Origin of the sequence: Sorangium sp. So ce363, from assembly GCF_051520435.1 — a bacterium.
GTDB classification, from domain to species: domain Bacteria; phylum Myxococcota_A; class Polyangia; order Polyangiales; family Polyangiaceae; genus Sorangium; species Sorangium cellulosum_B.
This window is the reverse complement of the sequence record NZ_CP150333.1, coordinates 5869710-5894323: the sequence shown is the minus strand read 5'-3', so window position 1 is coordinate 5894323 and position 24614 is coordinate 5869710. Positions and strand designations below refer to the sequence as shown.

The following is a 24614-nucleotide window of genomic DNA, read 5'->3' as shown; positions in this document are numbered from 1 at the left end:
CGGAAACGCCGGCCCCCGCTACTCTACCGGTTTTTTCTTCTTCTGTCATGCAGCTCGGCCTCGCTGCCTCGACCAGCAGCCCCCAATGATCTGCGGCCCAACCAGGTCTGGACCGAGGAGCGCCCCTCGAAGCTCGCGAGGCGCCGGTGGACGATCATGAAGACCTCCTGGCAGACGTCCTCCGCGTCGGCTTCATGGACGCCGAGCCGCCGCAGCGCGCGCCAGACGAACGGCGCGTGTTCGAAGAAGAGCTGCTCGAAGGACGGGACCGGGCCTCCCGGCGCGGAGATCGCGCGCGGCCGGCCTTCGGGCGCGGTGGCGAGCAGGGACATGCGCTGGGGTGAGTGGACGCGCGGCGGGCGCGTTTTGAAAGAATCGACGCGACCCTGTCACGGCAGCTCGAGGCCGAGGTCCAGGATCGCCGATACCGGCGACCCCTGGAAGGTATCGTGCCGTGCCCCTGCCGCGTCAACGCACGCCTCGGCCCCAGGCATCCGCACCCACGCGAGCGATGTGGTGCGCGGTCCCGCGTCGACCGGACGATCGAAGGTGCCCAGCGCGGCCCCGACGAGGCGCGCGAGCGCCGCGGATCTCAGGTCAGGATCTCGACATACCCGTCCGTTCCATGCACGCGGATGCGCTGCCCATCCCGGATCAGCCTTGTCGCGTTGTCCACGCCGACGACCGCCGGCAAGCCGTATTCCCGGGCGATCACCGCGCCATGGGTCATCAGGCCCCCCACCTCGGTCACAAGGCCCTTGATGGACACGAACAAGGGCGTCCAGCTGGGATCGGTGAAGGTGGTGACCAGGATGTCCCCCGCCTCCAGCTCCGCGTCGGCCATGTCCAGGAGGACGCGGGCTCGTCCCTCGACGACGCCGGAAGAGACCGCCAGGCCGACGAGGGCTCCGGCGGGGAGATCGGCTCGTCTGTGCGCGCCTGCCACGATTTCCCCGTCGGACGTGATGACGAGCGGCGGCGACAGCTTCTTGTGGAGCTCGTGCTCCGCTCTCCGCTGGCGGACGATCTGGTCGTCCAGCCGATGGGTGCGCACGACCTCGCGGAGCTCGTCGAGCGTGAGGTAGTAGATGTCTTCGGCGTCGTGGATCACGCCGGCCTGCACGAGCCGCTCGGCTTCTTGCAGCAAGGCCTGCTTGTAAATGAAGTAGCGATTGACGAGGCCGTACTTCGGATACTCGCGATAGCCGATGAAGCTCCGGAGCCGGTCGATCATCCGCTGGGCCTCGCTGGCCTTCTGCTCCCCGTCCGGCAGCTGCCTCAACCGGTCGAGCAGCGCTCGCGCTCGCTGCGAGGCCTCCTGCCGCCCCTGCTCGAACCTCCGCTCTCCGGCGCGAGGCTCGAAGTTCTTGATGTTGCTCAGGATCAAGGGGACCAGGGTCGCTGGCTTCTCGCTCCAGCGGGCCCTCGTGATGTCGATCTCCCCCGCACATCGCATACCGTATTTGTCGAGGTAAGCCCGGATGGCGTCCCGGGCTTCCTTGCCACCGTCGAGCGCGACCAGCTCATCCAGGAAGCCATCGTGCTTCACGCTCTGCAAATGAGCGACCACGTCCGGATAAGGACGGATCACGTCGGCGACGTCCAGCAGCTCCAGGCCCATCTCCGACGTGATGTTGTTCGACACGGACTGGGAGAGCGTATCCGCGACGCTCTTCTCGCCGAGCCACGCCATCATCTTCTCGTTGATCCACGACGAGGCGTTCATGCCCGCCATGATCACGCCCATGCTCCGCGGACCGAACATGGACTTGCTCAGTCCCTGGATGTCCTCCTGAATGAAGTCGAGCAACGCCGTTCCGGTCCTGGTCCGGATGTCGCGCTTCAGCTCCGCGAGCGAGGCCTGGGTGCGCTCGATCAGCTCCGCGACGATCGCCGGGTCGTCCTCGACCTGCGCGTCGAAGCGCCCGGGCGCCTGCTTGCCCTGGCCGGGGCGCGAGGCCGTCGGATCGTCGGGCAACGGCTCGATGAAGTCTCCCCGCTCGATGATCGTCGAGAGGGCGTCCTTGAAGAGCGGATGGGAGCGCCCAAGGAGTTCCAGGAGGGCGTCCCGGCTGGCCGGTGAGGCCAGCTGCTTCGTGGGATCGACGAACAACCTGCCGCCCGCCGCGAGCATGCGGCCGCCAGAGGTCAGCTGGAACAACGACAGTCCAAGGGGCTTCATCGCGTCGGTCATCATCTGTTGATGGCCGACGGAGATGTAGACGTGGTTGCCTCGATCACCGGCTTCGGGGATGGGGTACAGGGTCGTGATCGGCCGGCTCTGGACGACGTGGAGCTCCTCCCCGACCAGGCACCATTCGATGTCCTGGGGGTGGCCGAAATGCCCTTCGATCTGCCGGCCCAGGCGCTCGAGCCGCAGGATCTGCGCGTCGGTCAGCACCTGCCCGTCCTGCCGCTCGGGCTCGATCGCTCGCTCTTCGGTGCCGCCCTCCTCCAGGGCACGCGTGGCCAGCGTCTTCCTGGCGATCGCCTTCTCGATGACCTGGCCGTTCCGCACCTTGTAGCGATCGGCGCTCGCCAGGCCGGCGACAAGAGCCTCCCCCAGGCCGAAGCCAGCCTCGATCGACGACACCTTCCGGTTCGACGTGACGGGATCGGCCGTGAAGACGATCCCGGCGGCCTGCGGGAAGACCATCTTCTGCACCACCACCGCCATGTGGACCTTGCGGTGATCGAAGCCGTGCTGGATCCGGTAGGTCACCGCCCGCTCGGTGAAGAGCGATGCCCAGCACCGGCGGACGTGCTGCAGGATCGCCTGCGTCCCGAGGACGTTCAGGTACGTATCCTGCTGGCCCGCGAAGGAAGCCCCCGGCAGATCCTCCGCCGTCGCGCTGGACCGTACGGCGTAGGCGTCGCCCGCGCCAAGCCTGGAAAGAACCTGGGTGAGCGCCCCTTGTACGTCCTCGGGGATGGCCGTCCCTTCGATGATCCGGCGCAGCTCGGCGCTGAGCTCCCGGATCCCGTCCCGGTCCTCCACCGCGAGCAACGACAACCGATCGAGCAACCCGCGGATCGACGGCGCTTCTCCCATGATCCGCTGGAAGGCCTCGGTCGTGACGCAGAAGCCAGCGGGCACGCGGATCCCCTCGATCCTGGAGAGCTCCCCCAGGTTCGCGCCCTTCCCCCCGACCACGTTGGCCTTCGTTCGATCGACCTCCTGGAGCGCAAGCACATAGGTCCGCATCCGTTCACCTCCATCAGGGCGTCGGCAGCTCGTTCGCGTCGACGGATCGTCACGCCCCCTCGTCGAAGGGCGCCACTATAACGCGAACCAGGAGGGGCTCTACCGAGCGAAACCCGAGCATGGCGACCTCGTCAGGTCGACGGGAGGCATCCATGCTTCCGGTGGCTCGACGCGCGCAGTAGCATCGCCCCGGAGGCGAGCCCCGCAGATGCGCTGCACCCTCTGTCACCGCAGGATCGGTGTCGTCACGGGTTGCCCGCTGCACGGCGGCACGGCCGCGAGCGCCGCGAAGGAAGAGGCCGGGGCGGTGGAGGTCGCGCCCCGGGTCCCGGGGTTCGATGGGCTCCGCCTCCTCGACGAGGGCGGCTTCGCCCGCGTGTTCGCGGCCTCGCGGCGCGAGGACGGCCTCGCGGTGGCGCTCAAGATCGCGCGCCACCGAGGCGATCGGCGGTTCTCGCGCGAGGCGGCGGCGCTTCGCCGGATCGGTCCGCCCGCGGTGCCGCGGCTGCTCGGCGAAGGCGAGATGGAAGGACGCTTTCCTTACCTCGTCCTCGAGCTCCTCGACGGCGAGACGCTGGCGCGATGGATGGAGGCGCTCCCCGGGGCGGGCGCCGCGGCGCCGGCGGAAGCCATGCGGCTCGTCGATGCGATCGGCGCCGCGGTCGACAGGGTGCACGCGGCCGGCGTCGTGCATCGGGATCTGAAGCCGGAGAACGTGATGCTGCGGCGGATGGGGGGCCCGGCGCCGGCGGTCGCCCTCCTCGATCTCGGGCTCGCGCGGCCGGGGGAGGGGAGCGGCGTGGCGGAGGAGGGGAGCGAGGTCACGCACACGGGGCTCCGGCTCGGCAGCGCGCTGTACATGGCCCCGGAGCAGTGCCTCGACGCGCGCGACGTCGACGGCCGCGCGGACCTGTATGCGCTCGGGGTCGTCGCCTTCGAGCTGCTCACCGGGCGGCCACCCTTCGTGGGAGAGCCCTCGGCCGTCGTCCGCGCGCACGTCTCCCGGCGCCCTCCGCGGCCGTCGGAGATCGCACAGGTCCGCCGCGGCGCGGACGAGGTCCTGCTGCGCGCCCTGGCCAAGGCGCGGGAGGAGCGATTCGGATCAGCGCGCGCCTTCTCCGAGGCGCTGCGGGCGGCGCTCCAAGGCGATGAACCAGCCCACGATGTCACTGAATCACATCAATTACGCGATAGGCCATCCAGGGTAACTGGCGAACCAGCCAAGGCGGCCGGCGAACCGTCTCAGCGGGCCGGCCAGGTACCCCCGTTGGCCGGCCGGCCGACCCTGGACGCCGCGCCGGGTAGGCCCGGCCCGCCCCGGCGAAGCCTCGTGGCGCTCCTCGCGGTCCGCGGCGGCGCGCCGGTGGACCAGGTCGCCGGCATCGCGGCCTCGCTCGGCGGGCGGCTCGCCAGGGTGCAGGACGGGCTCTACGTCATCGCCTTTCCCGGCGCGGCCCGCCAGGGCGCTCGCGCGGCCCTCCAGGCGGCCCGGCGGCTCGTGCGCGCGCTGGGCCACGCCACCTCGGCGGCGGTGCACGTCGCCGAGCTCCAGGTGCGCGAGGGCGCCGCCGGGATGGCCTTCGCAGGGCCCGCGCTCGCGCAGCCCGCGAGCTTCTGGCGCCCCGGCGCGCCCGAGCCGGTCGCGATCACCCCGGAGGCGGCTGCCTTCCTCGAGGAGCCGACCGGACCGGCCGCGCTCATCGAGGAGCCGAGCGGACCGGCAGGCGATGACGGCGCGAGCGCAGGCGCCGCCCCGGCGGCGGCCCCGTCGTCCGAGCTGCCGCTCCGCGGGCGAGACGAGCTGCTCGGCGAGATCGTCGCGCAGGTGCGCGCCGCGTGGCGCGACAGCACGCCGCTCCTGCTCACGCTGCTCGGCGAGGTGGGGTACGGCAAGACGCGCCTCTGGGACGCGGTCGCAGCGGCGCTCTCGGCCGAGCCCGGCGCGCGGGTGATCGCGCTCGCGGCGAGGCCGCCCGACGTCGCAGAGCCGGCTGGGCTCGTCCGCGCGCTGCTCCGCGCCGCCCTGGCCCTCGGCGACGGCGCGCGCGCCGACGCGATCCGCGCGGCGTGCGTCGCCCGGCTCGGCCCCGAGCTCGGCCTCGCGTCGTGGCCGGCGGTCGCGTTTGCGCTCGACGCCCTGCCGGAGACCGAGCCCGCGGTCGCCGCGGTGCTCGCCGCGCCCGGCGCGCTCCGCCAGACGCTGGCCCGGGCCGCCGGAGAGGCGCTCCGGCGCGCGTGCGCGCTGGAGGGACGCCCGCTCGCGCTGGTCGTCGACGACGCGCAGTGGGGCGATCAGGCCGGCCTCGACGCGATCGAGAGCGCGACCCTCTCGGGGGCCCGCGCGCCGCTCGCCATCCTCGTGGCGGCGCACCCCACGCTGGCCGCGGTGCGCCCGCTCCACGGCGAGCGGGCGGCGCGCTCCGCCCAGCGGGCGCTCCCGCCGCTCGACCCGGGCGCCGCGCGCGCGGCGCTCCTCGATCGGCTGCGCCCGGTCGAGTTCGTGCCCGAGCCGGTCGTCGCGGGCCTGCTCGAGGCGGCGCAGGGGGTCCCGCTCTTCCTTGTCGAGCTCGCGGCCGCGCTCTGGCAGGCGGGCGCCATCCGGAAGGTCCGCGGCGGGCCAGGGTGGTACCTCGCCGCCGACGAGAGCGCGCGGGGCGAGGCGGCACAGGTCATGGACCGGCTCGCGCGCCGCGTCCTCGCCGGCCTGCCGCCGCCGCTCGCCGAGCTCGCGCAGGTGTGCGCCGTGGCGGGCGACGAGCTCGCGATCGACGACCTCGGCAGCCTGCTCGACGAGGCGGCGCGCGCGCAGGCCGTCGGCGCGTGCCGGGACCTGGATCCCGGCGTCGGCCTGTCGCGCCTCGTGCGCCGGGGCCTGCTGCGCGTCGTGGACGCCGCCGGCGCGGGCCGCCTCGCGTTCGCGCACCCGCTCCTTCGCGCGGCGATCGAGGCGGAGGCGCCGCCGGCGCTGCTGCGGCGGCTGCACGGGATCGAGCTCCGCCGCCTGCTCGCGGCGCCCGCGGAGCGGGGCGCCCACCTCGGGCGGATCGCGCGCCACGCGGCCGCGGCGGGCGCGCACGCCGAGGCGGCCGCGGCCTGCTTCGAGCTCGCGGAGGAGGCGCGGCGGCGGCACCTCTACGTCGATGCGGAGCGGCACTACTCCGCGGCGCTGGCGGCGCTGGCGGCGGCTGCGCCCGCGGCGGCGGCCCCCGCGACGGGCATCGCGGTGAGCCGCCGCGCCGTGCTGGCGGGCCGCGGCAAGGTCCGCTACCGGATCCAGCGCTTCGACGACGCCGCCGCCGACCTCCGGGCTGCGCGGGCGATCGCCGAGGCGGAGGGGGATCTCCCGGCCGTTGCGGACCTGCTCCTCGAGGAGGCCACGGTCCTCGACTGGTGCGACGACTACGCGGGCTCGCAGGCGCTCGTCGACCGGGCGGCGCCGCTCGTGGAGCGGCTCGGGGACGCCGCGCAGCGGGCGCGCTGCGAGGTCGCGGTGGGGCGCGCGCACTTCCGTTGCCAGCGGCTCGAGGACGCCATCGCGCGCCTCGGGCCCGCGGCCCGGGACGCCGGCGCGCTGGGGGATCACGAGGGCCACGTCATCGCCCTGCTCCTGCTCGCCCCCGCGCTGGTCTACGCCGGCCGCCTCGACGAGGCGGAGGCGCGGTTCCACGAGGTCGTCTCGCGCTGCGAGCGCGTGGGCGACCGGCTGCACCTCGGCATCGCCCTCATGAACCGCGTGACGCTCGGCCTGGCGCGCGAGGATCCGGAGGGCGCGCAGAGCGACCTGCGGACCGCCGTCGCCCTGGCCCGCGAGGTCGGCAACGCCTACCTGGAGCGCGGTCCGGCCCACAACCTGGCCGAGATGCTCTACTGGAGCGGCGAGCTCTCCGAGGCGCTGCCCCTCGCGGTCCGCGCCTTCGAGCTCCAGCGGCGGTTCTTCCAGGCGACCCCGGTGCCCGACTACGCGCTGCTCGTGGCGCGGATCCACGCCGCCCGCGGCGAGCTCGCGGAGGCCGCGCGCCACCTCGGCTGGGCGCGGGCGCAGTGCGATCTCGGCGCGGCGCCGCCGGTCACGCGGGTGCTGCTCCGGCTCTGCGCGCAGCTGACGCAGGGCGGGGGAGCGGAGGGCGAGGCGTGGGAGGCGCTCGTCGCGGAGGCGCGGAGCGCGGCGCTGAACAGCGAGCTCATCGAGATCCTCTGCTTCGCGGCGGCCGACGCGCTCCAGCGAGGCAGGCGCGAGGAGGCCCGCCGGTGGCTCGCCGAGGCGGCGCAGATCCCCTGGGGCAAGCGCTTCTGGAAGGGCCGCCTCGCCCACCTCTCGGCGCAGGTCGACGCCGCGCCGCCCTGAGCGCCGCGCCGTGGGCCGGGCGCCTTGAGGTCGCCGGAGCGACAGCGCCCCTCCGGCTGTCGCCGCCGAGGTGACAGCGCGCCGCGGCGGGGCCCGGGATGGCGCGCGATCGCGGCCGGATGAGGCTGGCGCGACGCGTGCAACTCACCGCCAGCAGCCAAGCACCGACGGCCAACTGCCGACCGCCAACTCCGGGACGCGTGCACCGCCCCCAGCTCCTCCTTGTGAAAGGCCCATCATGAACCGACGAACTGCTGGTCTCGCCCTCTCCGCCTTCTCCGCCCTGTCCCTCGCGGCGAGCCTCGCGAACGCGGGCTACGACGCCAGCGCCTCCGACCTCGGCCTCGCCGGTGGGTCGCTCGTGAGCAGCCCGGCGACGCGGCGGACCATCGTGATCGGCAACCACTTTCAGCTCGAGGTCCTGGGCAGCAACCTGCTCACCACGAACCGGGAGAGCCTCAGGGCGCTCACCACGAGCCCGCTGTCGACCAAGGCGTTCGCGTACGGCACGCTCCACGAGGCGCTGCTCGATCCGAACGCGCAGGAGGTGATGCAGGCCCTGGTGGAGTGCGCGCTCGCGAGCGACCAGAGCGTCTCGTGGACTCCGACGCCGGAGGAGCGCGCGGCCCTCGCCGGCGGAAGCGGCGCCTCGGTGGTGTTCAAGGACGGATTCTCGTGGACGCCGCTCGAGGGGTTGGTCAAGCCGAGCAAGGACGTCTCCGTGTGGCACGGGCGCGCGGGGCTCTGCCCCGACTGGCACACCGGCGCGCCGTCCGCGGCGTGCCAGGAGCTCGTCTCTGCCTGCCTGTTCGCGAGGAACAACGCGTTCGGCGTGACCGTCGACATCTCGATGGAATGGGGGGACCTCACGCCGGCTGAGCCCTCGGACGCCGCCGCGTTGAGCCCGGAGGCGCTGTCGGCGGCGCTGGCCGACGTCGAGCGCTTTCCGGTGCGGGAGGGGGCGTTCTTCGGCAACCTGCTGGACCCCGATGCGCTGAATGAGCTGGCGGAGGTGGTTCTCAAAAAGAGCAAGTCTGCGTTCTCGATCGTGCGGCCGTCGCTCGGCGAAGGGGAGCTGATCTACGAGAGCGCCTTTGTCTGCCACCCCGAAGAACGCTCCGTGCTGTCCGCCCTTCTGGCGAGCGACCGCGTCTGTGTCCCGCCCAAGGGCACGACCGTGAGCGGCTGCCTGGCCCAGCACGTCGGCGCGTGCCGTGGATACGCGCGGGGCGAGGAAGCCCTCATGGGGGCGTCGTACTTGTGCGGGCCTGAGACGAGCAACCCTGTGACGGGCCGGCCGGTCTACGACGACTGCTTCGCTGGCGGCCGCATGTGGGAGAACCCCATCACCGTGTTCCTGGCGGAGGAGTGCGTGCTCACCCCGGCCGCCTGTGAGTACGTGGAAGATTGGGTCCCGGGGCTGGGGGACCTGCCCTTCTCTGGCCTGTCCAGCCAGGACCAATGCGCCCTCTTTCCGGCGTCGTGCTCGATCGTGGACAAGCCGTTCTCGGAGCTCCCCCCGTTCACGCAGCCGATCACCGCCGACGTCTCGTCTGCCCCCGGTTCCTTCTAGCCGGCCTGGCCCGGCGCCTGCCCGGGGCTGAAGCGATCGAGGCGCCGGATCGCGGGGCCGCCCGCGCCATGGCGCGCTTGCATTCCGGCGCCCGCTCGGGCGATCTCACTGCATCATGGCGGCGACCACGAGGCCTCACGACCCGACTGGCACCCTGGTCGACGACGCGCTGGACGCCGCCGACGACCTCGCCCCCGGCACCCTGGCCGGGGAGTACCTGATCGAGGAGGCGCGCAGCCACGGCGGCTTCGCCGTTGTCTACCTGGCCACGCAGCTCGGGACGGGGCGCGCGGCGGCGCTCAAGGTCCTCCGGCGCCGGCTGGCTGCAAGTACGCGGATCCTCGAGAGATTCCAGCAGGAGGCCGCGGCCCTCCGGCGCCTCGCCCACCCGCACATCGTCGAGATCCTCGGCGCGGGGGACCTGCCCGACGGCCGGCCCTACCTCGTCATGGAGTGGATCGAGGGCCGGACGCTCCGGCAAGAGCTCCGCGCCCGCGGCGCGCTCTCGGCCGCGGAGGCGCTCGCCGTCGTCGAGGAGGTCGGCGGCGCGCTCTGCGCCGCGCACGCGCTCGGGATCGTCCACCGCGACGTCAAGGCGCAGAACATCATGGCGATCCCGCGCGGCGGGTGGTTCACGACGCGCCTGCTCGACTTCGGGATCGCCAAGCTGCTCGAGCCCGAGCGGCTCGGCCGCGGGCCCATCTTCACGCAGGCCAGCGTGCTCGGGACGCCGGGCAGCATGGCGCCCGAGCAGATCGCCGGCCGCCCCGTCGACGCGCGCACCGACGTGTACGCGCTCGGCCTGCTCCTGTACGAGCTGCTCACGGGGCAGCCCGCGTTCCACGCCGACAACCTCGTCGAGCTCGAGGAGCTCCAGCTCTTCGCGCCGCCGCCGCGGGCGGGCGATCTCGTGGCCGTGCCGCCGGCCTTCGACGCCGCGATCGCGCGCTGCCTCGAGAAGTCGCCGGACGCGCGCTACCCGAGCGTCTCCGAGCTGCTCGCGGATCTCCGCGCGGCGCCGCTCGCGTCGAGGGACGAGGCGCGCGTCCGCCCGGCGGCGGCGCTGCACGCCAGCGTGCAGATCGAGGGGGAGGGCGAGATCGACGAGGCGGCGTTCGACGACGCCGAGGAGGTCCTCGCGACGGTCCGGCGCGCCGCGGCGGACGCGGGGCTCGTCACGGTCGTCGACGGCGGCGGGGTGCTGGTCGGGGCGACGGCGCTCCCGGCCGATCCGGAGGGCAGCCGCGCCGCCCGGGCCCGGCTTGTCGACGTCGTGCGCGGGCTGGAGACGACGATCGCGGCGAGGCCGGGGCCGAGCCCCGCGGTCCAGGTCGTGCTGGTGCTGCACGCCGCGCCCGCGCGGGTCGAGGGCGCGCCGGGCCACGAGCGGTTCGCGGGCGGCGCGCTCCTGCGCCTCGACGAGTGGACGACGGGGCATTCCCGGGGCGGCCTCGTGATCACGCCCGCGGCGCGCGCGGGGGTCGACGAGGGCTAGCCGGCTGCCTATCCATTCATGATCTCCGCTGCCGCTCGATCTCGGCGCGCAGGCGTTCGTCCTGCTCGCGCAGCGCCGGCGTGAACGCCTCGCCGAAGTCCTCCGCCTCGAAGATCGGTCGAATCTCGAGCTCCCATTCCCCGCTGGGCATGTAGTCGGCGCAGCGCCTGGCCCACGCTACCGCGTCGTCCAGCGACTTCACCTGCCAGAGCCAGTATCCGCCGACGAGCTCCTTGGCTTCGGCGAAGGGGCCGTCGATGAGCGTCGTCTTGCCGTCCGAGATGCGCAGGCGCTTGCCTTTGCTGCTCGGGTGCAGCCCCTCTCCGCCGAGCATGACGCCGGCTTTGACGAGCTCCTCTTTGAACCTGCCCATCTCGGCGATGACCTTCTCGTCCGGCATCATCCCCGCCTCGGACTCCTTCGTGGCCTTGACGAACACCATGACTTTCACGGAGCTCTTCTCCCTGGTATCAAGCTACTTCGTCAGGACGACGTGGGTGGCGTGGTCCGTGGAGGCGTGCTCCGTGCATCGGTAGCCGAGGCTCACCGTATCGATGCCGGCGAGGAGGTGCTCGCCCCGGCCGAGGAGCACGGGGGAGATCACGAGGTGGAGCTCGTCGATGAGCCCCGCGGTGAGGTACTGCCGAACGGCGGCGACGCCGCCGCCGAGCCGGATATCCTTGCCCTGGGCCGCCTCCTTCGCGCGCTCCAGCGCGGCATGGATGCCGTCGGTCACGAAGTGGAAGGTCGTTCCGCCCTCCATGGTGAAGGACTCACGGGCATGGTGCGTGAGCACGAAGACGGGCACGTGGTAGGGCGGGTTCTTGCCCCACCATCCCTGCCAACCGTCGTCGGGCCAGGGGCCCCGCTGCGGCCCGAACATGTTGCGGCCCATGATCCAGGCGCCGAGGTTCTCGAAGCCGCGCGCGGCGAAGTCGTCGTCGACGCCCGCTCGGCCGACCGTGTCGCCGATCAGCGAGGCAGCGAAGTCGGCGGACATCTTCTGGAACGTCTTCGTGCCGAGGACCCACTGGTGCAGCGCCATCCCTCCGACGCCCATCGGATTGGCCAGATCCTGGCCGGGACCGGCGCCATGGCCGTCGATCGAGATCCCAAACGCGTTTACCCGAAGCCTCGACATGAGCGGAACTCCTTCCGGCACAGGCGTCGCCTGACCGTTCTTCTGAAGTGACGACGAACGAGCCGGGGCCGGATCGACACGCCGGCGAATTTTTTTCTCGACGGCCGGTCGTCACATGAAAGCGCTGTCAATTCAACGATTTAGGAGGTTCCGGGCGGGCGGACCGCCGCTCGCACGACCGCGAGCGTCGTGGGTCAGCGGAGGACGTGGCTCGCGCTCGGTGCGCCAACGCCGTGGCTCCGGGGCGCCTGGCCAGCGGGCAAGGCGCTCCAGCAACACGCAGGCCGCGCCCCCGGTGCGCCAGCGCGCCGCGTCCGGGATGGAGTAACCGCCCGACCAGCGCCATCGTGACCACCCCGTCGGTGCCGGTCGCCAGTCCCCATCACGACGAAGGAGGAAGCGATGGCGACGAAGACGGAGTGGGCCGAGCGGGGGGGCGATGGGAGCGCTGCGAGCTGAGCGCCGAGAAGTTTGCGGGGCGCAAGGGTTACAAGCCGAAGCAGCAGTCCTCTTGGCACTGGAAGCTGCGCGCTGACCGCGGAGAGCACGCCGCTCGATCCGTGACGGGGTGCTCCGTCGTGGTTGCCATCACGGGAACCATGGCTCACATCGACGGCGCCGAGGACGTCGCCGACCGCGCTGAAGCGGTACCGGCACGCATGATCTCGCCGCACGGCGCACGGCGCGATGATCGCGCGTGCGACGGACCACGTCGGCCTGATACAACTGGGACATGGCCGCGCTGCCCCCCGCCTGGAACCGTTCCCCTCAACCGTTCGCCGAGCTAATCTCCGCGGGGGTGATCGCCGCTCGAGTCGCCGAGCTCGGCGCCCAGATCACGGCCGAGTATCGCCCCCGTATCGAGGAGGCCGAGGTCGTCGTCGTGGGCGTGCTTAAGGGCTCCGTCATCTTCCTCGCCGACCTGGTGCGCCACATTGGGCTCCCGGTCCTGATCGACTTCATCGGCATCTCCTCCTACGGCGACGCCACCTCGTCGTCCGGCGTGGTCCAGATCACGCAGGACCTGTCGAGGCCAATCGACGGCAGGCACGTGGTCCTCGTCGAGGACATCGTCGACACCGGTCACACAGTGCACTATTTGCTCGAGAACATCGCGACCCGGAGACCCGCGAGCCTCAAGCTGGCCTCGCTGCTCCACAAGCCAGCGCGCCAGCAGCGCGCGGTCAAGATCGATTATCTCGGGTTCACCATCCCAGACCGGTTCGTGGTCGGCTACGGGCTCGACGTGGCGCAGAAATACCGGAACCTGCCCTTCATCGGCTACGAGTCCTAGACGCGGCGAACGGCGCGCCGAACGATCATGGGATGCCGAGCCCGGAATAGGGGCTCACGAGCTCGAACTCCCTCTGTCTCGCAACCGCTTGGGCCTGGTCGAGATCGAATGCAGCCATGTGAAGGAGATCGATCAACCGCGAAGGCTTGGCGGAGACAACGCGCGAGGCGATGTCCCGGGCGCTCTGTCCTGAGCCCCAGTAGCTCCTGAAATAGTCCAGGTGGGCGTCGACCGTGATGAGGGTCATCTCGTGCTCGTCGACATTGTTCATCGAGAGCCGCCGCGCCGCCGCGTGCACGCGATAGTCGTGGTATGGGCCGCGTACGAACCCGATCCGGTTCGGTAACCGGCGCCGCCACCTGCTGTCGAGCAGCGCGACGGCGAACGACCAGTCCTGCCACTTCCGAATCCGTGGGTCGTACGAGGCACCCTCAAGCGCATCCCGGCGCCGGAACACGATGGAGGTGGGCACGTGGTGCTTCAATAGGATGAGTTCCTCGCGACACGGGTAGGCGGAGATGGTGAGGCCATCGAAGGCCCCGAACATCCGGGACATCGTGTGTACGAAGGCAATCCCATCGTCCGCCCGCAGAATGGACAGCGCTTGGTCGGGGAACGACGCGTCCCCGGACGTTGGCGGGCGGAGGCGGTCGTCCGAGTCGAGTGTCATAACGAAGTCGAACCGCGCCTCTCCAACGCCGCGATTGCGGGCGTGCTGCACGCCAAGGTTCGACGTGCTGCGGAGCACCCTTACGGCGCCCAGCGTCTCGACGGTCGCGAGTGCGCGGAGCGTGGCTGCATCCGAGGACCCGTCGTCGACGACGATGACCTCAAACGGCTCGCGGGTAGGCTGATCCAGGAGAGAACGGACCGCCTCGAGCAAGAGATCCCCCGAGTCGAAACAGGGGACGACGAAGCTGATGCCTGCTTCGCGGTTCGGCGTCACGTCGGGCTCCTCTCGGGTCGGGAGGTCGATTTTCTCGCGATCAACGTCGCTCGCTTGGCGCGGAAGTAGGGTCGACCGTCACTAGCATCAATTCGGTCTCGCTCCTCGTGCTCGACCCAGCTCCACTCCACCTGCCACGCGGCGTAGATACGCGCGATCATCTCGGAGAGCTCCGCCGCGGAGTAGTCGGCCTCGCCATCGAGTTGTATCCTGGAGCCTGTGGGGGAGGTCCTCCGGATATCCGTGAACACCGTGAGGAAGTGGCAGCAATGATCTCCGGAGGCGCGCACCGTGGCGCCAAGGAGCCTCTCGATCTGGGCCCTTTCGAGGAAGTGGAGGACGTCCTTGGCGACGACGATGCCATACGGGCCGCGGGGCGCGAAGTCGACAAGATCACCCTCCACGATCGTGATGCGACGCGCCAGGTCTCCCTTGCCACGCAGGCTGCGTCGCAGGTACCTGGCCGGGATGTGATCGACCGCCTCGACGGCGAAGCCTCTCGCTGCCAAGGCGATCGAATAGTGGCCGCGGCCGTAGCCCAGATCGACCGCAGTTCGGGGGAGCTCCGGGTCGACAGCGCCGAGCAGCTCCTCGAAGGTGCTGTCGACTGGCGCGTCCAGCCCCTCATCGTTCGGGAGGTCCTCTCCGATTGCGCGCGCGTACCAGGAGCGGATGCTGTCCTTGCTCAGAAGAGTCGCCACGAGCACCTCCTTTCAGAGTAGCCGGAAAGTGACCGGCTGGCCGGGTACCCGCAGGGACACCGCGAGCGCTTGCGTAATCCGCATTGGGAGGAGGTGATCCGCGAGGCGGCTCCTGTCCTCGGAGCGGCTCAGCCATCGCTGCATCAACCGTCGATTACTGTCGCTGTGAAAGAGGCCCTCGAACGTCTCTTCCGTATTGAAGCACTCGTCGTTGAGGAGCGCCGCGTTGGTTCTGGTTGAGACGCGGGCAAAGGCGTCGATCCTGTCCACTGCGACGCCGGCCCCGCGCGGCACGTCGAAGCACTGGACGTTCACCGTGTGCAGCGTCGACAGCTGCGCCTCCATGTCGACGAACGAGGTGCGGCCGTTCTTGTTGTAGAGGTTGGGGGGGATGTCCTTCCAGTGCCTGATGGACGGGGTCGTCTGCTCGAATGAGAGCGTGCCCAGCGTGACGGTTCTGCCGGAGGCGACTTCCCTCACTCGAAATACGGAGACGATGTCGGTCTCTCCGAAGCGAGATTCGTTCTCGCCTCGCGAAGACCAGCCCGGGGCGTCGTCATCGAATGCTTGCGCGAATTTGACGGGCACCCGCGAGCATTGGTCCCGCGGAAAAGCGCCGAACGAGCTGACGCTGGCTTCGAGCTCGAGAGACGGGAACACGGTAGCGTTGAGGGAAAGGCACTGCGCGGCCAGATCGACGTAGTGGTAGGCACCGTGCATCAGCATCCCGTAACCATATTTGTACGGGTGGTCCTCTCGCTCCTCGAACTCCCGGTGCAAGTTCCAGACGCCGCCCGCCGCGCGGAGGTGGAAAGAGGTCAAAGGGGCCTCTTGCGCCAGCATCCTGTCTCGCAGCGCGTCGATGACGCGCTCGTTGTAAATCGGGTGGTAGCGGCTCAGGGTCATCACCGAGTGCTGCGCCGGCCTTGCGGCCGCGGCGCGGACGAGGCGCTGCATCGTCGGCTCGATTCGATTCGGATCGAAGCGGCCGTCGAGCATTGGCGCGACGACGGGCTTCTCGACGAGCGAGTCCACCTGGTTCTCGACGCAGTAGCGAAGGTAAGGTTCGTGTGCCTTCACCTCCGTCGCGATATAGATTCGCAGCTGGTGCTTCTGGGAACGGAGTTGCTCCAGGATGGGGACGAATGCGCCTGGATCATCCCAGCAGGTGCGCTGGCGTGGGTCGGGAAGGTAGAATACCGTCTCTGGCTTGAACGTCAGCTCGCGTAAGCGGGCGTCCACTGCTTGCCGCTCATATTCGAGATCGAGGACGGAGTACGACTCTATGTGCCCAGCATTTTTCGCGGCCTGTATGGACGGCAGGTACTTGTTCGCCACGATCTCGTCAAAGCCAACGACCACAAGATGATAGCTCTGCTCCATGGCTACACCTCGTCGACAGCGGGCGGGAGCCGCAGCATGTCCCCCACGACGTCGCTCCATTCGCGGGGCTCGAACCTTAGGTTGCCCCCGCATGGGTACAGCGTCATTTCCCCGAAGCGGATGCACTCCGACAGGCTATAGAGGTCCACGCGCACGAAGGGCAGCCCTGCGCTCAGACGGCGCGCGACGTCGAGCATGCTGTCGATGTTGGGCGGAACGTCGAGGGCCCTGTCGAGGGGCTCGAGGTTCGGGTTCCGGAAGGGCAGCGGTTTGCAGTCGAGGCCGAAGTAGCCCTGGGTCCGGGTGGATGCCCGTCCCCGGTCGATCTTGAAAAAGCCCGGCTCGCCATCGAAGCAGAAGAACTTGTAGTCCGTCAGATCGCCCGAGGGCTCCTCCATCCATGCCTCCGCGATGAGGCGCGGCTGCGCGAGCGAGTAGGCCCACTCCCCGTGGCGTAGTTCGTGACGGACGGCCAGCCATTCTCTCAACCGGCTCTTCGCCTCCGCCCAGTTGACCGACGACCGCTCGCGGCACAGGAGGTTCATGTCCCATCCGTGAGTAGCCTTCACCACGAACTTCTCGGGGAACGCCGCCACGTCGATCTCGTCCGGATCATGGTAGACGCCGAAGCACTCGTTGAGGATCTCGGTGCCTACTCGCTCAGCCACGAACTTCCGCACCGCGAACTTGTCCACCAGCTCGCCATAACGACGTCGGCGGTCGTGGATCTTCAGCCAGTGGAGCTTCGACGCGATGTCGCGCGGGTTCGCCAGGTCGAGCTCCTTTCCGTTATCGAGACGGTACTCCATCCTCATGAGCGCGACGTCGAGCTCGTCGTTCGGGTAGAGGATCTTCGCGATTTCTCGCTTGCGCGCGGTCACCGCGGCGATGCCCGATCCCCCTTCCTGGATTTGCAACCACGCACTTCGGTACCGTATGTCGAAGGTGTCGGGAGAGCCCATAGGTTCAGGGGCTGAGTGGGCCCCCTCCGATGATTTTGGTCTTGGTGGGTCGCTGCGTCAAGAAGAGCGGCGCGGGCAAGACCGTGCGCCGGAAGCTGCTCCAGTAGTGCGACGTGCACACGCTGCTTCGCCTTCCGACGGGGATCGTTTACGCGCAGGGCGTCAAGGCGAATGTCCTTATTCTTCGACAGCAAGCCCGCGAGTGAGAACGCTTTGACGAAGAGTCTCTGGGTCGTACGACATGCGGACGAACCAGCACTTCCCGCTCGAGACGAACCTGCTCAAGCGACTGGCGTTCGACGACTTCGTCCGCTGTGTCAACGTTCCTCGGGAATCGCAAGAATTTGGACAGGCCGACCACGGCGACCAGGACTGCCGTCCGGAATGCCGCTGCAGGGCGCGTCGCCGCGTCTGTCGTGACGCTGCAGTAGTGTGTGCGGGGAGCTCCAAGGGGCGCCGGGCGGCCGCCCGCGCATAGATTTGGGTGTTGACTTGGTACTAAAAGATCTGAGCCCGTTGATCATCTTGCAAAACCTCGCTGAGCTACAGAACGCTGTCGCCGACGGCAGCGATCTGTCGCCCCTCGATCAACTCGCCTGATTGGAGAAGCTGGAGCTGCGCGTGCTTGGGAATGTTGACCTGGGCTTTGCGGCGAGCATCGGTCGACTGAAGGAACTGCAAGCCTTTACCAAGGGGATCCGGGATGTGGGCGTCTTGCGGTCTTGCTCTCGGCTTAAGAAGTTGATTATGCCGGCCCAGCTGGCCGACCTGTATTAACCTCACTCACCTGTTCATACCGAACAGCGGAATCTCAGGCCTGCGCCCTTTGAGCGCTCTGAGTAGGTTACGTCGACTCGAGCTCAATCAGAATCACATTGTTGATTTTTTTTTCTTCTTCTCCTTCGGAGCAGATCATCGAGGTGAGATACGATCTGGGACGCCTGCGGCACTCTCCCCAGCGCGGCTACGACTCTGCTTGAACTCGTGGGCGAGCATGCCGCCATTCCAGTTCCACGTCTTCTTGCTGAATTTTCCTCACGTATCGTTATCGTCTCTGGGTGAAGCGCCGCTGCGGTCCATTTCTCCTTCGTCCCCCAGCGCCTTCACCTCGTGCGCACACGGATACGACTCCGAGAGTCAAGGCCGCGTACACCTATACGAGGGACCGTGCGGAGAGGGCTCGAGGCCATCTTTCCCCCTGAGCGATTGGAGTGCATGGGTGTGCTTCAGGATCTGGCTCCGATCGCGGTGACTATTCAGAATCTGGAAGCGGACGATTGCGGATTGACTTCGCCGGAGCCGCTTCGTGGATTTGCCGATTTGCGACTCTTGTTCGTTCGTGACAATCGTGCTTATGGCTTGTTGTCTTTGGTTGACAAGAAGGGACTCTCGAGGTTGATGTTGGAAAAATATGATTGTATTGATGGTTTTTCGATCGAGGGTTGCGCAGGCTTTCAGACAAGGAGAAGAGCGAGCTCTGCGCGACGCTCCCCCCAGCTCGAGGTTGGCCATCCTCCTGTCACTGGGATCTTGAGTAACTGGTATAACCGTGAGCTCTGGGGGCCTACGCTCATTGGCTCATTTAGCGCGGTGATCCTCTGCGACAAGAACTCAAGGATCGCCTGGAAGGTCGCTGGAACCAGCTCCCTCTTCATTGGGCACAGGCGGATGCCGTCGAAGAAGGGACTGAGGACGGGCAGAGGTATACGCGCGCCCAGAGTCCAATTGTGCAGGTTTAGGGGGGATTTTCCTCCTTGGTTGTGGCGTCGTATGCGCCGCCTTCGCCTTTCATGAAGGCTCCGTCATCGATGGTTCGAGCCGTTCAGGGACGGACGCACTCCGGCGGCTACGGCCACATTACGTCGGTCGGGCTGCTTCGATCCATCGTCGTCCCGTCGCCGAGCTGCCCGTTCGAGTTCGAGCCGAAGCAGCGGATCGCGCCGGTGCCGACGAGCGCGCACGTGTGCAGATCGCCGAGCGCGACCTCGACGAGGCCCTCGAGGCCCGTGATCTGGGTCGGCGCGTGCCGCTCCGTCTGTGTTCCGTCGCCGAGCTGCCCAACATCGTTGCGACCCCAGCACCAGAGGGTTCCGTCGGACTTTACCGCGCACGTGTGCTTGCGTCCCGCCGCGATCTGCACGACGTCCGTGAGGCCCTCGATCGTCGTCGGCGTCGTGTGGAAGGCGGTGCCGCCGTCGCCGAGCTGGCCGTTTCGATTGTCGCCCCAGCACGCGACGCGACGGCTCTGGAGCAGGGCACAGGAGAACTGCTGGCCGGCCGCGAGCTGCAGCGGATGGTCGATCCCGCTGACGAGCGTGGGTGTCGGCACCGGCTCGCTGCTGAACGAGCCGTTGCCGACCTCGCCCCAGCCGTTGGAGCCCCAGCAACGCACCGAGCCGTCGTCGCTCGCCGCGCAGGTATGAAAATAGCCGAACGCGAGCCGCTCGACGCCGCTCACCGAGAGCGCTGTCGGCGTCGGGTGGTCATCGGTATCGACATCGCCGAGCCCGAGCTGGCCGCTCGAGTTATCGCCCGAGCAGGAGAGCGTGCCGCCCCCATGGATCACGCAGTTGTGCCAGTGGCCGAGCGCGAAGTCGCCGAGGCGCTCGACGTCGGCGACAGCGACCGGCGCAGGCGACACCTCGATGTCCGTCTCGCCGTTGCCGAGCGCGCCGTTCGGATTCGCCCCCCAGCAGCTCGCGCCGGCCGCGTTCGTACGTACGCATGTGAACTCGTACCCGAGCCCGATCTGGACGGCGCCTGTGACGCCCGGAACGGCGAGCGCAACGCTCGAGTCTCCGGAGCGCCCCTGGCCGAGCTGGCTCGCGTTGCCCGCGCCCCAGCACCGCACCGTGGTGTCGGAGAGCACGGCGCAGGTGTGTTGCCCACCGGCGGCGATATGGATCGGCACGTCGCCCGGTGCGCCCCCGGCGCCGGTGCCGGAGCCAGCGGAGCTCGCGCTCGTGGCGGCGCCGGAGCCGGACGAGCCGGAGCCCGGGCCTGTGGGGTTGCACGAGTAATCGGTCAGAGCGAGGGAGAGGAGAACGGCGCTGTGCAGGGTGAAGGTGCCGTTCATCTGGGATCGAGAAGGGTTGGACATGGGAACGAAACCTCCGAAACGCGCAGTATACGCCGGCGGGTTTCGTCGAACATCCCTCGCATGACGTCTTGAGCGACTCGTGGATGCCTGTCGGCGTGCTGTGGATAACATGGCTCAAACGAGTGAGCCCGCTGGGCCTGTGGGTTCTTGTCGGTGCATCAAGGGTTCGTATGTTTTGAACGTTATGGTTGCTGCCGGTGATTGCTGGCAGCACCCGCAGCGTCGTGCAGAGACCTTCTACGAGAGCGCTCGACGGGCAGGCTCCTCGCCGCCGTTCAGCTGGTGGACGATGTCGAGGTCGAGGTGAAGCTCGACGCCGAACGAAAGCGCTAGATCTCTCCGGCGGGGGATGCGACGGCTTCGTGCCGCTCGATGCTTCGATCAAGCTCGTGACAAACTCCCCCTGGCGCTCGTTCTGCTAGGTTCAACGCACATGAGACGCAGGATCAAGCTCGTCGCGATCGAGGTCGTCGGTGCGGTCGCGTTCCTGGTGCCGGCGCAGGCCCTGGCGCGGTCCGAGGGGTCGTTCAACCCCGGCTTCTTGCTGTCCGTCGGCAGCGGTGAATGCGCTGTCGGCGTCGGCACGGAAATCAGCGGCATGGTTTTCCCGAAGGGAGACCCGGGCTCGATCGGTTACGGTGGTTTCTTCCAGGCGCAAACCTATGCCGGCGACTATTCGCGCCTGGCGTTCGGGTTTCAGCTCGGGAACATCGTCGGTGGAGAGCTCGGCATCGCGGGTCTGACCCGCAGCGATCTCCACACGTCGACGTTCGCTCTGCACACCGGCGTCTTCGCCTCGGCCGCCGTGCTGGGGACGGGGCTGCGCGTGACGATCCCGATGAGCGGCTCCGATCACGGGCTCCCGGCCCACGGCGTCGAAGCGTCGTGGGTCTTGACCCTCAAGGTTCCGATCTACAGCGGCAGGATCTTCAACTCGTTCGGCCGGCCGCTGCGAGACGAACAGGGCCCCATCACGGCCGCTGCGCGCGAAGCGAGCGGCTGGGCGGACATCCGCGACCCCGCGCTGGTCGCTCACCTTTCGCCCCGGGAGCGGGAAGAGCTCGCCTCCTTCTGGCTCGAGGCCGCGCTCGCCGAGCACGCCTCGATCGCGACGTTTTCCGCGCTCGCGCTGGAGCTCCTGGCGCTCGGAGCACCCGCGGACTTGCTCGCGGCTTGCCAGCAGGCGGCGCAGGACGAGATCGAACACGCACGCCTCTCGTTCGGTCTCGCGAGCACGTACGCGGGGCTCCCGCTCGGGCCGGGCAAGCTGCCGTTGCCGGCCACCGCGCTCTCGGGCGACGCCGCCGCCGTCGCGTACCTGAGCTTCACGGACGGCTGCGTCGGTGAGACGTTCGCCGCGGCGCTCGCACGACGAGCGCAGCGCCACGCGACCGATCCGGCCGTCGCGCGGGCGCTCGCGCGCATCGCGACGGACGAAGCGCGGCATGCCGCGCTCGCCTGGAGCATCGTCGCCTGGTGCCTGACGCTCGACCCCGCGCGCGTCCGCGCCGCGCTCGGCGCTGCGCTGGCGGAGCCGGAGCTCGAAGCGCCCGCCGCCCCGCTCACGGATGTTCTGGGGCTGCCGATCGTGCCGGCGGCTCGCCATGGAGCGGTGCCGGTCGACGAGCAGAAGCCCCTGCGGCGCCGCGCCGAGCGGACCGCGCGGGCGCGCCTGAAGCGCATGCTGCGGGCGCCGCGCGAAGCGCGGGTCGAGGGAGGCCTCGTGCCCTGATCGGGGCGCCCTGCGCGAGCCCTCGCGCCTGACACACAGGTGAGCCGCCGCGGAGCTGCGCCGCGCTGAGCCGCGCTCCACGCGGGCCGGCAAGGTCCGGCCGCGCGTGCAGCCCCGCGTGCCATGGCGCTTGACCGACGTATGCACCGTTGTGTATATGTATAGTCATGCAACTGGACGTCTTCGAGGTCCTGGCCGATCCCACGCGCCGCCGCATCGTCGAGGCTCTCCTTTCTGGCGAGCAACAGGTGGCCGAGGTCGTGGAGAAGGCCGGGATCCACCAGTCCGGCGTGTCGCGGCACCTGCGCATCCTCTCGGAGTCAGGTTTCGTCTCGATGCGACCCGATGGGCAGCGGCGCCTCTACTCCCTTCGTCCCGAGCCTTTCCGCGAGCTCGAGGACTGGCTCGGCCGCTACCGGCAGCTCTGGGAGGAGCGCCTCGATCGTTTCGGTGCCGCGCTCGAGAAGAAGCGTGTGCAAGCTCAGAACAACCCGGCCGTTCAAGGCGGCCCAACCACGAGGAAGCGATCATGAACACCGCAGTCAAAGCCCAGGCCCGATCCAAGGTCAGAGTCGAGCGCACCTATCGCGCCACGTTGCAGGAGGTCTGGGACCTCTGGACCACGCGAGAGGGATTCGAGTCCTGGTGGGGGCCGCGAAACTTCCGGGCCGCCGTGGCGGAGCTCGACGCGAGGCCGGGCGGCGCCCTGCGTTACGAGATGATCGCCGCCACGCCCGAGATGGTCCGCGCCATGGCGGAGATCGGCCAGCCGCCCTCGCACGCCGTCACCTCCACCTTCGCCGAGCTCACGCCCATGACACGGCTCGTGCTCCGCAATGTGATCGACTTCCTGCCCGGCGTACCGCCCTACGAGGCCGACATCGAGGTCGAGCTCACGGAGCTCGGCGACCGCGTGAAGATGGTGGTGCTGCTCGACACCATGCATAGCCCCGAGTTCACCGAGATGCAGAAGGAAGGCTTCACCAGCCAGCTCAGCAAGCTGGACGAGAAGTTCGGGGCGGGGTGAGGGGCTGCCGCGCCTGGGCGAGCGGCGTCGCGCGTCAGTAGGCGAAGGCCTGGTAGACCTCGGTCTCCTCCGTCTCCTCGCGCGCGTCGAGCGATTCGACGATGGGATTGAAGCGGAGCATGCGCTTCGCCCGCTCCGACAGGTGGGAAAGGCTCTCGCGGGGCACCCGGATCGAGACCTCCGGGCGGAACAGCCAGCGGCGGCTGTAGCCGATGACGACCATGGGCCGCGGCTCGCGCGAGCGGTTCGGGGTCCCGCGGTGGAGGCCGCGAACGTCGCGGACCATGACGTCGCCGAGCTCCATGGCGATCGGCTCGAGCGCGACCTCGCCCTGCTCGAGGCGCCGCATCCCCTCGGCCTTGGAGAGCATGTGCGTGCCGCGGGCGATCTCGATCGGGCCGTTCTCGGCGGTGACGTCGACCAGGGGGAAGTTGACGGCGAGCTGGAACGCGGGCGTCTCTCTCCCGGTCTCGGGGAAGAGCGGCGGCGTGTCGCGGTGGACGTCCTGGTAGTCGGACCCGAGGAGCGGGGTGTCGGTCGCGAGCTGGACCATGGTCATGTCGGCCCCGACGAGGCGCTCCACCACGCCCAGGATCGTCTCGTCCTCGTAGATGCGCGGCTCCGCGAAGGGGGCCTTGAACGGGAGCGTCACGTAATAACGACCCGGCCCCCGGTTCTTGAGGTGCCCCTCACGCGCGATGTGGGCGTCGAGGAGCGGCGCGAAGGCCTCACGCCACGAGCGCAGCAGGCTCTTCGGAATGAGGTTCTTTATCAGGCAGAACCCATCGCGCTGCGCTGCGCGGGCAAGCTCATCCATCTCGGCGCTGGTGTGGCGGGCGTGGCTCATAGCTCGGGCCGAGCTTGGTGGATCGAGCGGAGTCGTCAAGCTCAGCGCTCGCTCTCCGCCGGTTCATCCCCATCCCACCACTGCCGGAATCATCGTCGTCGGAGGAGAATGCGGCGCTCCAGGCGCCCGGCCCACGCGCGCGGGACGGGCAAGTGATCTCAGCCTCACGAGGCCGACGCCCGCGCGGCCCCGCTCTGCATCAGCTCAGGCTGGTCGCTCTCATGCTTGACACAGAGCGGCCTCGACGCCGCCTTCGCGGGAGCGCGCGGGTCACAGCTTCGAGGCGGCGTGGTCCCAGTTCACCAGGTTCCACCATGCCTCGACGTACTTCGCCCGGGCATTGCGGTAGTCGATGTAATACGCGTGCTCCCACACGTCGCACGTGAGCAGCGGCGTCTTGCCCTCCGTGAGCGGGCTCCCGGCGTTGCCCGTCTGCACGATTTCCAGCTTGCCTGAGCCATTCTTCACCAGCCAAGCCCAGCCCGAGCCGAACTGACCGATGGCCGCGGCGCTGAACTTCTCCTTGAACGACGACACGCTTCCGAACGCCTCGTCGATCGCCGCACGGAGCGCGGCGGGAGGCTCACCGCCGCCCTGCGGCTTCATGCTGTGCCAGTAGAACGTGTGATTCCACACCTGAGCTGCCTGGTTGAAGACCGCGCCGGACGTCGTGCGGACGAGATCCTCGAGGCTCTTGCCCGCGAGCGCCGCGTCCGCTGCCACGAGCTCGTTCAGCTTCGTGACGTAGGCGTTGTGGTGCTTGCCGTGGTGGAAGTCGAGCGTCTCGGCCGAGATGTGGGGGACCAGCGCGTCTCTGGAGTAGGGGAGCTCGGGAAGAGTGAAGGTCATGGTTCTGTTCCTCG

18 protein-coding genes and 2 pseudogenes are annotated in these 24614 nt (G+C 69.2%); 9 read left to right on the top strand and 11 right to left on the bottom strand.

What is annotated here, in order from left to right; all coding sequences use genetic code 11:
* Positions 1-23 precede the first annotated feature (23 nt).
* The gene (locus WMF12_RS22090; RefSeq protein WP_437873491.1) at positions 24-332 is read right to left on the bottom strand and encodes an RNA polymerase sigma factor; all 309 of its coding nucleotides are present in this window, start codon (positions 330-332) and stop codon (positions 24-26) included.
* A 260-nt stretch (positions 333-592) separates the two neighbouring features.
* A complete protein-coding gene (rph, locus tag WMF12_RS22085) occupies positions 593-3205 on the bottom strand; it encodes a rifamycin-inactivating phosphotransferase (protein WP_437873490.1) in 2613 nt (870 codons plus the stop codon).
* Positions 3206-3413: 208 nt separating this feature from the next.
* On the opposite strand from rph, the pseudogene WMF12_RS22080 reads away from it, so the two are divergent.
* From WMF12_RS22080 to WMF12_RS22065, 4 genes and pseudogenes are all read left to right on the top strand, one after another.
* Positions 3414-4244: pseudogene (locus WMF12_RS22080) on the top strand (serine/threonine-protein kinase); the annotation flags it as partial.
* 291 nt (positions 4245-4535) lie between these two features.
* Positions 4536-7550, top strand: a complete 3015-nt coding sequence (locus tag WMF12_RS22075; RefSeq protein ID WP_437873881.1) for an AAA family ATPase — start codon at positions 4536-4538, stop codon at positions 7548-7550.
* Positions 7551-7788: 238 nt separating this feature from the next.
* On the top strand, positions 7789-9123 hold the full coding sequence (locus WMF12_RS22070) for a hypothetical protein (RefSeq protein WP_437873489.1): 1335 nt from the start codon (positions 7789-7791) through the stop codon (positions 9121-9123).
* Between the two features lie 115 nt (positions 9124-9238).
* A complete protein-coding gene (locus WMF12_RS22065; protein ID WP_437873488.1) occupies positions 9239-10618 on the top strand; it encodes a serine/threonine-protein kinase in 1380 nt (459 codons plus the stop codon).
* Between the two features lie 16 nt (positions 10619-10634).
* Here WMF12_RS22065 and WMF12_RS22060 read toward each other — a convergent pair whose 3' ends face one another.
* Entirely contained in the window at positions 10635-11069 is a 435-nt protein-coding gene (locus WMF12_RS22060; RefSeq protein ID WP_437873487.1) for a YciI family protein, read from the bottom strand.
* A gap of 24 nt (positions 11070-11093) precedes the next feature.
* A complete protein-coding gene (locus WMF12_RS22055; protein WP_437873486.1) occupies positions 11094-11759 on the bottom strand; it encodes a dihydrofolate reductase family protein in 666 nt (221 codons plus the stop codon).
* Positions 11760-12492: 733 nt separating this feature from the next.
* Between WMF12_RS22055 and hpt the strand changes: the two genes are divergently transcribed.
* On the top strand, positions 12493-13053 hold the full coding sequence (hpt, locus tag WMF12_RS22050; protein WP_437873485.1) for a hypoxanthine phosphoribosyltransferase: 561 nt from the start codon (positions 12493-12495) through the stop codon (positions 13051-13053).
* A 25-nt stretch (positions 13054-13078) separates the two neighbouring features.
* Here hpt and WMF12_RS22045 read toward each other — a convergent pair whose 3' ends face one another.
* From WMF12_RS22045 to WMF12_RS22030, 4 genes are read right to left on the bottom strand one after another with little or no spacing between them, the layout of a single operon-like run.
* The gene (locus WMF12_RS22045) at positions 13079-13999 is read right to left on the bottom strand and encodes a glycosyltransferase family 2 protein (RefSeq protein ID WP_437873484.1); all 921 of its coding nucleotides are present in this window, start codon (positions 13997-13999) and stop codon (positions 13079-13081) included.
* Positions 13996-14700, bottom strand: coding sequence for a class I SAM-dependent methyltransferase (locus WMF12_RS22040; protein ID WP_437873483.1), 705 nt, complete (start codon positions 14698-14700; stop codon positions 13996-13998). The genes WMF12_RS22045 and WMF12_RS22040 overlap by 4 nt, the downstream gene beginning before the upstream one ends.
* A 12-nt stretch (positions 14701-14712) precedes the next feature.
* On the bottom strand, positions 14713-16083 hold the full coding sequence (locus WMF12_RS22035; protein WP_437873482.1) for a hypothetical protein: 1371 nt from the start codon (positions 16081-16083) through the stop codon (positions 14713-14715).
* 2 nt (positions 16084-16085) lie between these two features.
* On the bottom strand, positions 16086-17000 hold the full coding sequence (locus WMF12_RS22030; protein WP_437873481.1) for an ATP-grasp fold amidoligase family protein: 915 nt from the start codon (positions 16998-17000) through the stop codon (positions 16086-16088).
* 107 nt (positions 17001-17107) lie between these two features.
* Here WMF12_RS22030 and WMF12_RS22025 point away from each other — a divergent pair.
* Positions 17108-17367: pseudogene (locus WMF12_RS22025) on the top strand (N-6 DNA methylase); the annotation flags it as partial.
* Positions 17368-18891: 1524 nt separating this feature from the next.
* Here WMF12_RS22025 and WMF12_RS22020 read toward each other — a convergent pair.
* Entirely contained in the window at positions 18892-20145 is a 1254-nt protein-coding gene (locus WMF12_RS22020; protein WP_437873480.1) for an RCC1 domain-containing protein, read from the bottom strand.
* Positions 20146-20578: 433 nt separating this feature from the next.
* On the opposite strand from WMF12_RS22020, the gene WMF12_RS22015 reads away from it, so the two are divergent.
* From WMF12_RS22015 to WMF12_RS22005, 3 genes are all read left to right on the top strand, one after another.
* A complete protein-coding gene (locus tag WMF12_RS22015) occupies positions 20579-21877 on the top strand; it encodes a hypothetical protein (protein WP_437873479.1) in 1299 nt (432 codons plus the stop codon).
* A 167-nt stretch (positions 21878-22044) separates the two neighbouring features.
* Complete coding sequence (locus WMF12_RS22010) at positions 22045-22410, top strand: ArsR/SmtB family transcription factor (RefSeq protein WP_437873478.1); 366 nt, start codon at positions 22045-22047, stop codon at positions 22408-22410.
* A complete protein-coding gene (locus WMF12_RS22005; RefSeq protein WP_437873476.1) occupies positions 22407-22904 on the top strand; it encodes an SRPBCC family protein in 498 nt (165 codons plus the stop codon). The genes WMF12_RS22010 and WMF12_RS22005 overlap by 4 nt, the downstream gene beginning before the upstream one ends.
* A gap of 34 nt (positions 22905-22938) precedes the next feature.
* Here the strand turns inward: WMF12_RS22005 and WMF12_RS22000 are convergent, their stop codons facing one another.
* Both WMF12_RS22000 and WMF12_RS21995 read right to left on the bottom strand, forming a co-directional pair.
* Positions 22939-23751: a phytanoyl-CoA dioxygenase family protein gene (locus WMF12_RS22000; protein ID WP_437873475.1), complete on the bottom strand. Its 813-nt coding sequence runs from the start codon at positions 23749-23751 to the stop codon at positions 22939-22941.
* Positions 23752-24021: 270 nt separating this feature from the next.
* Positions 24022-24600, bottom strand: coding sequence for a superoxide dismutase (locus WMF12_RS21995; RefSeq protein WP_437873474.1), 579 nt, complete (start codon positions 24598-24600; stop codon positions 24022-24024).
* Between the last annotated feature and the right edge of the window lie 14 nt (positions 24601-24614).

Bases quoted from the DNA above. Each gene is read 5' to 3' on its own strand.
- WMF12_RS22015 (WP_437873479.1), top strand. From the start codon at position 20,579: ATGAGACGCAGGATCAAGCTCGTCGCGATCGAGGTCGTCGGTGCGGTC.
- WMF12_RS22055 (WP_437873486.1), bottom strand. From the start codon at position 11,759: ATGTCGAGGCTTCGGGTAAACGCGTTTGGGATCTCGATCGACGGCCAT.
- WMF12_RS21995 (WP_437873474.1), bottom strand. From the start codon at position 24,600: ATGACCTTCACTCTTCCCGAGCTCCCCTACTCCAGAGACGCGCTGGTC.
- WMF12_RS22010 (WP_437873478.1), top strand. From the start codon at position 22,045: ATGCAACTGGACGTCTTCGAGGTCCTGGCCGATCCCACGCGCCGCCGC.
- hpt (WP_437873485.1), top strand. From the start codon at position 12,493: ATGGCCGCGCTGCCCCCCGCCTGGAACCGTTCCCCTCAACCGTTCGCC.
- WMF12_RS22035 (WP_437873482.1), bottom strand. From the start codon at position 16,083: ATGGAGCAGAGCTATCATCTTGTGGTCGTTGGCTTTGACGAGATCGTG.
- WMF12_RS22020 (WP_437873480.1), bottom strand. From the start codon at position 20,145: ATGTCCAACCCTTCTCGATCCCAGATGAACGGCACCTTCACCCTGCAC.
- rph (WP_437873490.1), bottom strand. From the start codon at position 3,205: ATGCGGACCTATGTGCTTGCGCTCCAGGAGGTCGATCGAACGAAGGCC.
- WMF12_RS22070 (WP_437873489.1), top strand. From the start codon at position 7,789: ATGAACCGACGAACTGCTGGTCTCGCCCTCTCCGCCTTCTCCGCCCTG.
- WMF12_RS22000 (WP_437873475.1), bottom strand. From the start codon at position 23,751: ATGAGCCACGCCCGCCACACCAGCGCCGAGATGGATGAGCTTGCCCGC.
- WMF12_RS22065 (WP_437873488.1), top strand. From the start codon at position 9,239: ATGGCGGCGACCACGAGGCCTCACGACCCGACTGGCACCCTGGTCGAC.
- WMF12_RS22090 (WP_437873491.1), bottom strand. From the start codon at position 332: ATGTCCCTGCTCGCCACCGCGCCCGAAGGCCGGCCGCGCGCGATCTCC.
- WMF12_RS22005 (WP_437873476.1), top strand. From the start codon at position 22,407: ATGAACACCGCAGTCAAAGCCCAGGCCCGATCCAAGGTCAGAGTCGAG.